Annotated in this window: 12 protein-coding genes; 5 read left to right on the top strand and 7 right to left on the bottom strand. The window is 71.8% G+C overall.

Features of this window, described 5'->3' with window-relative positions:
- Positions 1-97: 97 nt before the first annotated feature.
- Positions 98-283: a tautomerase family protein gene (locus MYF83_RS11960; RefSeq protein WP_248960332.1), complete on the bottom strand. Its 186-nt coding sequence runs from the start codon at positions 281-283 to the stop codon at positions 98-100.
- A 72-nt stretch (positions 284-355) separates the two neighbouring features.
- Here MYF83_RS11960 and MYF83_RS11965 point away from each other — a divergent pair, with 72 nt between their 5' ends.
- Positions 356-1,300, top strand: coding sequence for a sugar kinase (locus MYF83_RS11965; RefSeq protein ID WP_248960333.1), 945 nt, complete (start codon positions 356-358; stop codon positions 1,298-1,300).
- A gap of 51 nt (positions 1,301-1,351) precedes the next feature.
- On the opposite strand, the gene MYF83_RS43710 is transcribed toward MYF83_RS11965, so the two are convergent.
- The 5 genes from MYF83_RS43710 to dapA all read right to left on the bottom strand — a co-directional run bounded on the left by MYF83_RS43710 (position 1,352) and on the right by dapA (position 7,119).
- Positions 1,352-2,116: an IclR family transcriptional regulator gene (locus MYF83_RS43710; RefSeq protein ID WP_248960334.1), complete on the bottom strand. Its 765-nt coding sequence runs from the start codon at positions 2,114-2,116 to the stop codon at positions 1,352-1,354.
- A 215-nt stretch (positions 2,117-2,331) separates the two neighbouring features.
- The gene (locus MYF83_RS11980; RefSeq protein ID WP_248960335.1) at positions 2,332-3,114 is read right to left on the bottom strand and encodes an IclR family transcriptional regulator; all 783 of its coding nucleotides are present in this window, start codon (positions 3,112-3,114) and stop codon (positions 2,332-2,334) included.
- 41 nt (positions 3,115-3,155) lie between these two features.
- Positions 3,156-3,923 (bottom strand): NAD-dependent epimerase/dehydratase family protein, encoded by a 768-nt coding sequence (locus tag MYF83_RS11985; protein ID WP_248960336.1) that lies wholly within the window; start codon positions 3,921-3,923, stop codon positions 3,156-3,158.
- A gap of 370 nt (positions 3,924-4,293) precedes the next feature.
- Positions 4,294-5,979, bottom strand: a complete 1,686-nt coding sequence (locus MYF83_RS11990) for a ribonuclease J (RefSeq protein WP_248960337.1) — start codon at positions 5,977-5,979, stop codon at positions 4,294-4,296.
- A 225-nt stretch (positions 5,980-6,204) separates the two neighbouring features.
- On the bottom strand, positions 6,205-7,119 hold the full coding sequence (dapA, locus tag MYF83_RS11995) for a 4-hydroxy-tetrahydrodipicolinate synthase (protein WP_248960338.1): 915 nt from the start codon (positions 7,117-7,119) through the stop codon (positions 6,205-6,207).
- Positions 7,120-7,597: 478 nt separating this feature from the next.
- Between dapA and MYF83_RS12000 the strand changes: the two genes are divergently transcribed.
- Positions 7,598-8,338 (top strand): GntR family transcriptional regulator, encoded by a 741-nt coding sequence (locus MYF83_RS12000; protein WP_248960339.1) that lies wholly within the window; start codon positions 7,598-7,600, stop codon positions 8,336-8,338.
- 78 nt (positions 8,339-8,416) lie between these two features.
- Here the strand turns inward: MYF83_RS12000 and MYF83_RS12005 are convergent, their stop codons facing one another.
- Positions 8,417-9,259: a DMT family transporter gene (locus MYF83_RS12005; RefSeq protein WP_248960340.1), complete on the bottom strand. Its 843-nt coding sequence runs from the start codon at positions 9,257-9,259 to the stop codon at positions 8,417-8,419.
- 130 nt (positions 9,260-9,389) lie between these two features.
- Between MYF83_RS12005 and MYF83_RS12010 the strand changes: the two genes are divergently transcribed.
- The 3 genes from MYF83_RS12010 to MYF83_RS12020 all read left to right on the top strand — a co-directional run bounded on the left by MYF83_RS12010 (position 9,390) and on the right by MYF83_RS12020 (position 12,330).
- A complete protein-coding gene (locus MYF83_RS12010) occupies positions 9,390-10,808 on the top strand; it encodes an aminotransferase-like domain-containing protein (RefSeq protein WP_248960341.1) in 1,419 nt (472 codons plus the stop codon).
- Positions 10,809-10,978: 170 nt separating this feature from the next.
- Positions 10,979-11,527, top strand: coding sequence for a CGNR zinc finger domain-containing protein (locus MYF83_RS12015; protein ID WP_248960342.1), 549 nt, complete (start codon positions 10,979-10,981; stop codon positions 11,525-11,527).
- Between the two features lie 218 nt (positions 11,528-11,745).
- Positions 11,746-12,330 (top strand): GNAT family N-acetyltransferase, encoded by a 585-nt coding sequence (locus MYF83_RS12020; protein WP_248960343.1) that lies wholly within the window; start codon positions 11,746-11,748, stop codon positions 12,328-12,330.
- Positions 12,331-12,456 lie beyond the last annotated feature (126 nt).

Genomic DNA, 12,456 nt, shown 5'->3' on the forward strand with positions numbered 1-12,456 from the left:
GAGATCCGGCACCGACAGTGTTGATGGCCCTCGCTCGGTCAGGGCGGCGCTGGGGGAGGGGTGATCCGCTCCCCCAGGTGCTCATAGGCTTTTATCGCTACTTGTCTGACTCCAGGGTCCCGCCGTTGGCCACGTCCGACTTCTCGATCTCGGTGAACACGATGCGCACGGACTCACGGCGCGCCTTGAGGATGCCGATGGCGGCGTCCGTCACCGCCGTGACGAACTCGCGGCGCTGGTCCATGGTCCGCCCCGACAGCAGTTCCACAGTGATGTTGGGCATGATGTCTCCGGTTCCATTTGTTGCAGCACATGAAATCAGATTCCATTACATGAACCAAGAAGGAGATCCGTCGTGGACGTGGTGGTCATCGGTGAGCCGCTGGTGGAGTTCTCGGCGTCCGCTCCCCTGACCGAGGCGGACACCTTCCACCTGTCGTTCTCCGGGGACGCGCTCAACGCCGCCGTGGCGGCCGCCGCCGCGGGCGCGCACGTCGCCCTGGTGACGCTGGTGGGCGAGGACGAGTTCGGCGAGCGCATGATCCGGTTCGCCGCCTCGCGCGGCGTGGACACCCGCTGGATGCGCACGGGCACCGGTTCCACCGGCGCCTACGCCGTGGGGGCCGACCCCGGCGGCGAGCGGGCCTTCGGCTACATGCGGGCGTGCAGCGCGGCCTCCAGGATGGGCCCCTCCGATGTCGCGGACGCGCCGCTCGCCGAGACCTCCGTCCTGCTCGTCAGCGGTGTCACGGCCGCCCTGTCCGCCTCCTGCGCGCACGCGGTGCGCCACGCCGCCGAGATCGTGCACGCGGCCGGCGGCAACGTGGTCTACGACCCGAACTTCCGCTCCCGGCTCACCACCGCCGAGCGGGCGGCCGGCATGCTGGCCGACATAGCGCCGCACACGGCCCTGGTGACCCCCTCGTGCCCGGGCGACAGCCTCGCGCTCCTCGGCACCGCCGACCCCGCCGAGGCCGTACAGGCCTGCCTCAGGCTCGGCGCGCGGTCGGTCGCCGTGACGCGGGGGCCGGAGGGCGTCCTTCTGTGCGAGGGCCAGGGCGGGCCGGCCGTGGAGATCCCCGCCGTCCCGGCCCGGGCGATCGTCGACCAGACAGGCGCGGGCGACGCCTTCGCCGGCACCGTGGCCGCACGGCTGGCCGCCGGAGCCTCCCTGCGCGACGCCGTACGGGCCGGCACGGCCGCCGCGGCCATCAGCCTGGAAGGCCAGGGAGGAACGGGCCGCGTCGCCACCCGCGAGGAGATAGACGGCCTCCTCGCGCGAGCCGGCCTCAACGGCTGAGCGCGGGCATCCCCGGACGTGCGGGCAGCGTCGCGAGGCTGGGCGATGGGGTCAGCGGGTGGGGGTCGTGGCGGGGGCGCCGAGGGCCAGTGAGACTTCGCGGGCGGCGGCGGTGACCACCGGGGCGAGCTCCTCCAGGGCGGCACGTTCCATGTCCATGGCGAGCGTGGAGATGGAGATGCCGCCCAGCACCTGGCCGGTGTGGTCGAAGACGGCCGCGCCTACACAGCGGATGCCGGGCTCGTTCTCCTCGTCGTCCGTGGCGTAGCCGAGCGCCCGCACCTTGCCCAGGTGGGCGAGGAGCTCCTCCATGCCCGTCAGGGTGGCGGGGGTGAGCCGTGGCAGGCCGGTGCGCGCGGCGATGGCGCGGACCTCCTCGTCGTCCAGCTCGGCGAGGGTGGCCTTGCCGATGGCGGTGCTGTGCAGGCTCAGGCTCATGCCCACCCGGGAGGGCATCTGGTAGGGCCTGCGGCCCTCAAGCTTGTCCACGTAGACCGCCTCGTCAGCGCTGCGGATGCCGAAGTGGGTGGTGTAGCCGGTCCTCTCGTGCAGCGCGCGCAGGGCGGCCGAAGCCTGCCGCGACGGGTCGAACCTGCTCATGACCCGGCCCGCCAGGGTGAGGATGCGCGGCCCCGGCTCGTACCCTCCCGCGCCGTCGGCACGGGCGAACCCCCAGTCGACGAGCGACTGCAGGATGCGGTGAACGGTCGACTTGGAGACGCCGGTCGCCGCGGCGATGTCGGTCACGCGGTGGTGCTCGGCGATCGCCTCGAGCACCGCCAGCGCCTTGTCGATGGAGCTGCCTTCCCTGACCACGCCCTGAGCCTACTAACGTCACCGGGCGAGCCAGCCGCCGTCCACGGCCAGGAGGTGGCCGTTGACGTAGTCGGAGGCGGACGAGGCGAGGAATACGGCGGCGCCGGCGAGTCCTCGGGCGTGCCCCAGCGGCCGGCGGGGATCCGTGCCCTGATCGCGGGCTCGCGGTCGGGATCGTCGCGGAGCGGGCCGGCGCGCCCGGCCCCGCGAGCGTCTCAGTAGGTGCGGCGCACGCCGCGGGCGGCCACCTCGATGCGGTCGCGCGCCTCGAGCAGGCAGGCGGCGATCTCCCGGTCGCGGCCCGCCGTCAGACGGGGAACCGGGACCGACACGCTCACCGCGTCACGCGGCGGGTAGGCGATGTCGAGCGCGACACCGAAGCAGCGCAGACCTTCGGTGTTCTCCTCGCGGTCGATGGAGTAACCGCGCTTGCGGATGCGCCGCAGGTCGGCCATGAGCTGGCCCTGGTCGACGATGGTGTTCTTGGTGAGCCGGGGCAGCTCGTCCGGAAGCATCCGCGCCACCTCGGCGTCGTCGCGCGTGGCGAGGATCGCCTTGCCGAGCGAGGTGGTGCTGGCCGGCAGGCGGCGGCCGACCCTGGTGAACGGCCGCAGGTAGTGGTGGGAGGCCCGCGTGGCGAGGTAGACCACGTCGAAGTGGTCGAGCCGCGCCAGGTGGACGGTCTCCCCCGTGACCTCGGCGAGCCAGTCGAGCGCGTCGCGCGCGATCTGGACCACCGGGTCGCCGTCGATGTAGGTCGCGCCCACCAGCAGCGCCCGCATGCCGATGCGGTACAGGGTGCCGGTGACGTCGGTCTCGATCCAGCCGAGCCCGACCAGGGTGCGCAGCAGCGCGTGCAGGCTGCTCTTGGGATAGCCGAGCTTGCCCTGGAGGTCGGAGAGGCTGTGCAGACCGGGGTATTGGGCGAAGAAGTCGAGCAGCTCCACGGTCCGCACGGCGGACTTGACGTGCGGCACCGCGGTTCCCTGCTCCGTCATTTCCGTCCTCCCCTCCGCGCGTTACCTCCATTGTCGCCCGGTCACGACCGGACCACGCGACCGCCCAGCCAGGCGTACTCGGGGTCGGCCGGGTCGAGCTCGGGCATGCCGTCCGCGTACGCCTCGGCGTCGTCCACCGGCTCGTAGCCGAGCGCCCTGCCGGTGGCCAGGTCCCACCAGTTGCGGGTGTTGGCGGAGACGCCCCATACCACGGCGTAGGTCAGGTCCGGCGCGCTGAGGCAGGCGTGCACGAGCCGCACCATGTCACCTGGGCTGATCCACGTGGACAGCGCGCGAGGACCGGGCGGGAGGTCCTCGAACGTGCCGATGCGCAGGGCCGCCACGCCCATGCCGTACCTGTCGGAGTAGTAGCGGCCGAGCGCCTCGCCGTAGGCCTTGGAGACGCCGTAGTGGGAGTCCGGGGCCACCGGCGTGTCGGCGGGGACGAGCTCCTGGCGCGGCGTGAAGCCCGCGGCGTGGTTGCTGCTGGCGTACACGACCCGCTGGACCCCGGCCTGCCGGGCGGCGTCGAAGACACGGTAGGTGCCCTCGATGTTCGCCGCGAGCACCTCCTCGAAGGTCGCGTCGGTGGAGGGGACGCCGGCCAGGTGGACGACGGCGGAGACCCCCTTCATGGCCCGCTCCAGCACCGCCGGATCCAAAATGTCGCCACAAATCGCTTCATATCGGTCTTGGTCGATGGGGGTCCTGTCAAGGAGCCGCAACGAGTGGCCGTACTCGGGAAGCCCGGCGGTCAGGCAGGCACCGATCCGGCCGGCGGCACCGGTCACAAGAACGTTCTTCACCATGTGGCAACCGTATGGGCGGCGATGTGGTCCACGTCAAGATCGTCACCTGGTCCTGGACGGCTCGGTAACGTGACATACCCCGCATCGTCCAAAGGATCGACGATCGAGCGAAGGTGCGGCGGAGGAGTGTCGTAGTCCGAGTGCGGGTGCAGCAGGCCGCGCTCGTGCCCGTCAAGGTCCCCCTGCTCGCCGGCCCCGGCCGCCTGCACTGACGAACCGCCTGCGCTGACACGACGCCGGTTCTCACGCGGCGCCGGCTCTCACGCGAGCCGTGCTCTTACGAGCTCCCGGCAGGCGGGGGCGACCCTGGACCGTCACGCCGTCCTAGCGGCGTGACGGTCCCCGCGGTCCCTCGCCGAGGGACCGCCGGTCACACCTCCACGATCACCGGGACGATCATGGGACGGCGGCGGTAGGTGTCGCTGACCCAGCGCCCGACGATGCGGCGGGTCACCCGGCGCATCTGCTGGAGGTCGGCGACGCCGTCGGCCCCCGCGTCCTGGAGCGCCTTCTCGATCAGCGGGATGACCGCGTCGAAGGCCTCGATCTCGATGCCCGAGCCGCGCGCGTAGACCTCGGGGCCGCCGCTCACCTTGCCCGTGGTCGAGTCGACCACCACGACGACCGAGATGAAGCCCTCGTCCCCGAGGATCCGCCGATCCTTAAGCGCCACGTCGGTGACCGCGCCCACAGAGGAGCCGTCGACGTACACGTAGCCGCACGGCACCGCGCCCACGACACGGGCCCGGCCGTCGACCAGGTCGACCACCACGCCGTCCTCGGCGATGACGATGTGATCGTCGGGCACGCCGGTCAGCGCCGCGAGCTTGGCGTGGGCCCGCAGGTGGCGCCACTCGCCGTGCACCGGCATGAAGTTGGACGGTTTGGTGGCGTTCAGGACGTACAGCAGCTCGCCCGCGGCCGCGTGACCGGAGACGTGGACGGTCGCGTTGCCCTTGTGCACCACGCGAGCACCCCAGCGGGTGAGCCCGTTGATGACCTTGTTGACGGCCGTCTCGTTGCCCGGCACCAGCGACGATGCCAGCACGACGGTGTCGCCCACCGCGACCCGGATCGGGTGGTCGCGGTTGGCCATGCGCGACAGCGCCGCCATGGGCTCGCCCTGGGACCCCGTGCAGATCAGCACGACGTCCTCCGGCGGCCACTCCTCGATCTCGCGGGCGTCCACCAGGATCCCGGCCGGCACCCGCAGGTAGCCGAGCTCGCGCGCGACCCCCATGTTGCGGACCATCGACCGCCCGATCAGCGCGACCTTGCGGCCGTTCTCCTCGGCGGCGTCGAAGATCTGCTGCACGCGGTGCACGTGCGAGGCGAAGCACGCCACGATGATGCGCTTGGTCGCGCTGCGGAACACATCGTCGATCACCGGGCCGATGGTGGTCTCGCTCGGTACGAAACCGGGCACCTCGGAGTTGGTCGAGTCGGACATCAGCAGGTCGACGCCCTCGGAGCCGAGCCTGGCGAACCCGCCGAGGTCGGTGAGGCGGCCGTCGAGCGGCAGCTGGTCCATCTTGAAGTCGCCGGTGTGCAGCACGATGCCGGCGGGTGTCCTGATCGCGACCGCGAGCGCGTCCGGGATCGAGTGGTTGACCGCGAAGAACTCGCACTCGAAAGGCCCGAACCGCTGCCGCTGCCCCTCGGCCACCTCCATCTTGACTGGCTGGATGCGGTGCTCGGTGAGCTTGCTCTCGATCATGCCGAGCGTCAGGCGCGAGCCGACGAGCGGAATGTCGCGGCGCTCGCGCAGGAGGTACGGCACGGCGCCGATGTGGTCCTCGTGCGCGTGGGTCAGCACGACCGCCTCGATGTCGTCGAGACGATCTCTGATGTAGTCGAAGTCGGGCAGGATCAGGTCGACGCCCGGCTGGTCGGGCTCGGGGAACAGCACGCCGCAGTCGACGACCAGCAGCCGGCCGTCGAACTCGAAGACCGCCATGTTGCGGCCGATCTCACCGAGCCCGCCGAGCGCCACGATGCGCAGGCCGTTCTCCGGCAGGACCGGAGGAGGTCCGAGCTCGGGATGCGGATGACTCATGCTCTACCCCCGTGTACGTCGGCCCGCCGCCCGCCGACGGCTCCCTCGCCGAGCCGTCCGGCGGGTCGCGGGCCGGGATCGCTGTATCTGTTTCTCAAACTCTCTGTTCCTCCCCGCCACGATCAGCGCGCGGCGATTCAACCGGATGTTCCTCCGCCGCTCACGATGAACGTGCGACGGTAAAGCCAGACAATCTTCGCGTGTCGGTCGCGACACGCGGGCACGTCAGTCGGACAACTTCACGCCGCCCGCCACCAGGTCCTCGCGCAGGACCGCGAGCTGCTCCTCGGTGGCGTCGACCAGGGGCGGGCGCACCGGGCCGACCGGCCTGCCGAGCAGGCCGAGCGCCGCCTTGGCCATGATCACGCCCTGGGTGCGGTTCATGATGCCGGTCACGACGGGCAGCAGGCGCTGGTGCACCGAACGCGCGCCCTCCACGTGGCCCGACCGGAAAAGCTGGATCATGGAGGCCAGCTCGGCGCCCACCACGTGGCCCACCACGCTGACGAAGCCGGCGCCGCCGACCGAGAGCCAGGGAAGGTTGACCGCGTCGTCCCCCGAGTAGAAGACCAGGTCGGTGGAGGCCATCACCTGGGAGGCCGCGAAGAGGTCGCCCTTGGCGTCCTTCACCGCAACGATACGCGGATGCGCGCCAAGTCGCACCAGCGTCTCCGTGGCGATCGGCGTGCCCGTGCGCCCGGGGATGTCGTACAGCATGACGGGCAGGCCCGTGGAGTCCGCCAGCGCCGTGAAGTGGCGGTAGAGGCCTTCCTGGGGAGGCTTGTTGTAGTAGGGCGTGACCACGAGCAGGCCGTGGGCCCCGGCGCGCTCGGCGGCCCTGGCGAGCTCGGCCGAGTGGCGGGTGTCGTTGGTGCCGGCGCCCGCCACGACGGTGGCCCGGTCGCCGACCGCCTCGAGCACCGCGCGCAGGATGAGCTCTTTCTCGGCATCGCTGGTGGTGGGAGACTCTCCCGTCGTGCCGTTCACGACGATGCCGGCGTTGCGTTGTTCGTCAACGAGGTAGGTGGCCAGGCGCTGGACACCTTCGGTGTCCACGGCGCCGTCGGCGGTGAACGGCGTGACCATGGCGGTCAGCATGCGTCCGAAGGGCGCGTCGGAGGTTCCTGTTGGCGATGCCATAGACGGAACGGTACCTGGATCCGCGAAGACGGTGGACCCCGCCACCCCGGTTCGTTCGAGCGCGATGGTCGATCCAGGTGTATACCGCTTTGCGGAGCAGGGGGCCGGAGATGGATAGAGGCCGCCGATATGTGCTCGGGGGTACACACATCGACGACCTCTATCCGTGCAATCGACCCCACTTACGGGGGCGTTACACGGTTCTGAGAAGAATTTTCCGATCGTCCGCATGGTCGGCGCCGGCGGGGGTTCCGGCGACGCCCGCCGGACGGGCTCCCGGATCTCCCGGCCCGCGTCCGCGCAGGTGGCGGGCATAGCCTCGGCTGCGCCACAGGGTTTTCACGACCGTCCGCCACTGGATGTAACAGCAGAATCACGTTTCGTAAAGTTGGGACTCCAAGTGTTCTTCATTACTCCTAGTTGTCCTCCGATTACGGCAAGATAGGGAAACGATCTCGGACGCCGTGAGGATGGACGGATGACTGGCAACGACCCGGTGTACCTCCGTGTGGTCGAAGAGCTGCGGGCGCAGATAGCCGACGGCACCCTCCCGCCGGGCGCGCCGATCCCGTCCCGCGCGCAACTCACCCAGCGTTTCCGCGTCGGCGAGACCGCCGCCAGGCACGCGCTGCGCGTGCTCGCCGCCGAGGGCCTGATAATCGGCAAGGTCGGCTCGGGACACTACGTCCGCGAGAAGTCCGTGCTCTATCCGCTGCAGCGGTGCCGCAACATCGACCACGACGCCCCGTTCGCCGCCGACATGCAGGCCGGCGGCCACCGCGCCACCTGGGACTGGCGCAGCGAGCCGGTCAAGGCCGGGCGCGAGATCGCCCGGCGGCTCCGGCTCGACGAAGCCGACACCGTCATCCGCACGCGCTACGTCTTCCGCACCGACGGCAAGCCGATGCAGCTCGCGACCTCCTACGAGCCCGCCGAGCTCGGCCGCGCCCAGTTCTTCCCCGAAGAGGGCACCAACGGGCGCAAGAGCCTCCTCGCCCGCATGTCCGCCGCCGGCATCAAGATCACCGACATCCGCGAGAGCGTGCACACCCGCGTCCCCGAGCCGGCCGAGAGCGACCTGCTCGACCTGCCCACCGGCGTGCACGTCCTCCACGTCGAGCGCACCCACTGGTCCGGCGACCGCCCGCTCGAGACCAGCGACATCGTCGTCCCCGGCGACCGCTTCCGCCTCGTCTACTCCGTCCCCCTGGGCGCCTGACGACCCGCGCCGCCCTCTTCCGGAGACGCGCCCGAGGCCGCACGACCAGGTTCAGCACCGCCTTGAGGCCGCTCCCCACTAGCGGGCGCGCTGGGTGGCGGCGACGCAGAGGAGGACGGCCAGCGCACCGGTGACCGTGGCCACCTCCAGCGACTCCGAAAGCAGCAGCCATGCCAGAAGCAGCGCCAGCAGCGGCTGGAGCAGCTGCGTCTGACCGGCGCGGGCGATGCCGCCCCGAGCCAGACCCGCGTACCACGGGATGAACCCCAGGAACATCGAGACCAGCGCGACGTAGGCGAACCCCGCCAGCGCGTCCACCGTCGGCCGCTGCGGTGTCGTCAGCGCGAGAAGCACCGTGACCGGCACGGCGACCGGAGCCGCGATCACCAGGGCGTGGGAGATCACCCGCCATCCCGGAGTGTGCCGGGCGAGCCGGCCTCCCTCTGTGTACCCGACCGCGGCGCACAGTAGCGCCGCCACCATCAGCAGGTCCGCGGCGGCGAACCGGCCCCCTCCCCTGGTCAGCGTGAAGACCGTCACCGAGACGGCTCCTCCCGCGCTCGCCACCCAGAACAGCGGACGGGGCCGCTCACCCGCCCGCAGGACGGCGAAGACCGCGGTGGCGGCGGGCAGCAGCCCGACGACGACGGCCGCGTGCGACACGCCGGCCCCGGCGGCCAGGGCCAGACCGCTGAACAGGGGAAAGCCGAACACGACTCCGAGCGCGATCGCGGCGTACGCCCTCAGGTGGGCGCGCGGCGGCAGCAATGGGGCGCCGGCGACCAGGAGGCAGACCGCCGCCACGAGCGCGGCCACGGCCGCCCTTCCGACCGCCACGAGATAGGGGTCGAACCCTCGCAGCGCGAACGCGGTGGCCGGGAACGTACCGGAGAAGGCCAGCACCCCGAGTCCGGCCAGCAACGTCCCCCGCCAGCGCTCCCCCACCCCCTCGGACGGAAGGGGCGCGCCGGGCGCCGGGCCTTCGGGGACGGGGCTGTGCGGGGGCGAGACCGCTACTGTCGAAACTCTAGTAGCGCTATCCTTATCTCTCATGAATGACGATAGCAGTATCGTCCGCGTCGCGACGTCCCTGCGTGCGGAGGCGGCGAGGCTGCGCCCCGGTGACCGGCTGCCCTCCAGCCGCGAGCTGGTCCGGCGGTACGGCGTCAGCCCGGTCACGGTGTCCCGGGCGCTCGCGGCGCTGACCGCCGAGGGCAAGGTGATCACCCGTCCCGGCAGCGGCGCCTTCGTCGCGCCCTCCACCGCCGCGACGGCCGCCGACCCTTCCGACCTGTCCTGGCAGACGGTGTCCCTGGGAGACCGGTCCGTCGACGACTCGGCGGTCGTCGGGCTGCTCACCCCGCCGCCCGAAGGCGTCATCCCGCTCACGGGCGGCTACCTCCACGCGGGCCTGCGCCCGTCCAAGGCACTGGCGAACGCCGCCACCCGCGCCGTACGCCGCCCGGACGCATGGGCTCTGCCTCCGTTGAACGGGCTGACCGAGCTGCGGCGGTGGTTCGCGGCCGAGGTGGGAGGCGGCGTCACGCAGACGGACGTCCTCATCGTCAGCGGCGGGCAGGCCGCGCTGACCCACGCCTTCCGCGCCCTGGCCGCCCCAGGCGCTGCGGCACTGGTGGAGACCCCTACCTATCCGGGGGCGCTCGCCGCCGCACGGGCCGCCGGCCTGCGCACGGTGGCCGTACCCATGGACGGCGACGGCGTGCGACCCGACCTGCTCGCCGAGGCGTTCGCCGTCACCGGCGCCCGGGTCTTCTACTGCCAGCCCACCCTGCACAACCCCACTGGGGCCGTCCTCACGGCCGAGCGCCGCGAGCAGGTTCTCGCCGTCGCCAGGGCGGCCGGCGCGTTCGTGATCGAGGACGACTACGCCCGGTACCTCACCACGGGTGCCGTGCCGGCGTCGCTGATCACCATGGACACCCACGGCACGGTCGTCCACGTCAACTCGCTCAGCAAGGTCACGGCGCCGAGCATGCGGGTGGCCGCGGTGACCGCCAGAGGCCCCGCGGCGCGGCGGCTGCGCGCCGCTCAGCTCGTGGAGTCGTTCTTCGTCGCGCGTCCCCTCCAGGAGACGGCGCTGGAGTTCCTCGGCTCCCCTGCCTGGCGCCGCCACCGGGCGGCGGTGACGGCGGAGCTCGGGACGCGGCGGGACGCGCTGGCCACCGCCCTGGCCCGGCACCTCCCGGCCGTGCGGGTCCCTTTCCTCCCCGCGGGCGGGCTCCATCTGTGGGTACGGCTTCCGCGCGAGGCCGACGAGACCGCCTTGGTGGAGCGCGCCCAGCGTGCCGGGGTGCTCGTCAGCCCCGGGGCGATCTACCACGCGGCCGAGCAGCCTTCGCCGCACATCCGGGTCACCCACATCGCGGCCGCGCACATCGCCGAGCTCACCGAGGGCGTCCGCCGCCTCGGCGGCGTCCTGGAAGCCCAGCTCGCAGGCAAACCGTCGTAGAAGAGCCCTCCACCACCCATGAACGGCCGGCCGGCGGGGAAGCCCGTCCGCATCGCCCCCGCGCGACCGGGTCATGGGAAGACCGCCGTAAGGAGGGCCGTCCATCGCCGCTGGTCCACGGCAAGGGCGGCGATTCCGGGCGCAACCTGCAACTGCCCTACAGTGGTGACATGGACGGGCCGGCGGAACTGCTCCGCGACTTCGTGAACACCTATGACGTCGAAGGAGACACCGACGAGCTGGCCTCCCCCGCCGAGCTGGCCGTCTGGCTGCGGGAACGCCGGCTGATCTCCGACACCGACCGCGCCGTGGACGACGACTGGGCCCTCGCGGTGAACCTTCGGGAAGGGCTGCGCTCGGTGCTGCGGCACGGCCGCTCGCGGAGCTCCCTGCCGGCGGCCGTGCCCGCCGAGCTGGACGCGGCGCTCGCCGCGCTGCCGATGCGGGTCACGCTGGTGGACGGGACCCCCGCGTCCGAACCGCTCGGCAAAGGGGCGACGAGGGGCATCGGGCTGCTCGCGGCGGCCATCCTCCAGGCGCACGCCGACGGCGGGTGGCCGCGCCTCAAGGTCTGTGCCGAGGACACCTGCCAGTGGGCGTTCATCGACTCCTCCAAGAACCGCTCGCGGTCGTGGTGCTCGATGCGGGTCTGCGGCAACCGCACCAAGACCCGCGCCTACCGCGCGAGGCGCCAGCAGCACTCCCCCGCCCCGTCCTGACGGGAGGAGGCACAGCCCGTCCTGACGGGAGGGACCAAAGCCCTTCCTGACCGGAGGAGGCCACGACCCGGCCTGACAGGAGGGACCCCAGGCGGTCCTGACGGGAAGGGCGGCCCGGTGAAGGCGGCAAGGGCCTGCAGGCTGGGACGAGCCGTCGTGTGACCGTGGGCGGCGAACCCCGATACGGTGTGAGGACAAGACGAGAAGGGGGCGGCCAGATGTCGGACGTTGGGGTGCGCGCGGCGAGGCGCGAGGACGTCCCGGCGGTGACGGCCACCCAGATCCGGGCGTGGAAGACCGCGTACCGCGATGTCCTCCCCGAAGGCCCGCTGGAGCAGATGACGAGCCCCTCGGCACAGGAGATGTGGAGCCGTCAGTGGGATGAGGCCATCGTGGCGCCCCCCACGCGCCATCACCGCCTCCTGCTGGCCGTCGAGACCGACGACCCGCTGACCTCCCTGGCCGCCGGCCATGGCGAGCCGGGCGGCGAGCGCGTGGTCGGGCTGGCCTCGCACGCGCCCGCCGAGGATCCCGACCTCGAGCCCGAGACCACCGCCGAGCTGCTCACCCTGCTGGTCGATCCCGACCACACCCGCCGCGGCCACGGCAGCCGGCTGCTCAACGCCACCGTCGACCATCTCCGCGAGGACGGCTTCGCCACCGTCGTCACCTGGGTCTTCGCCGACGACAAGGCGCTGCTCGGCTTCCTCACCTCGGCCGGCTGGGGCCCCGACGAGGCCGAGCGCATCCTCGACATGGGCCGCACCGTGCGCATGATCCGCCTCACCACCGACATCAGCTGAACCGAACAATCCACACGCCCAGGCAGAGAGCCCCGGGCGGAGGCGGAGGTTCGGCTCGGCCGAAGGCGGGGCCGGGTTCGGCTCGGACGGATGCGGAACCAGGCGTTCGGCTCGGGCTGAGGGGCT

This window comes from Sphaerisporangium perillae (genome assembly GCF_023276435.1).
GTDB lineage: Bacteria > Actinomycetota > Actinomycetes > Streptosporangiales > Streptosporangiaceae > Sphaerisporangium > Sphaerisporangium perillae.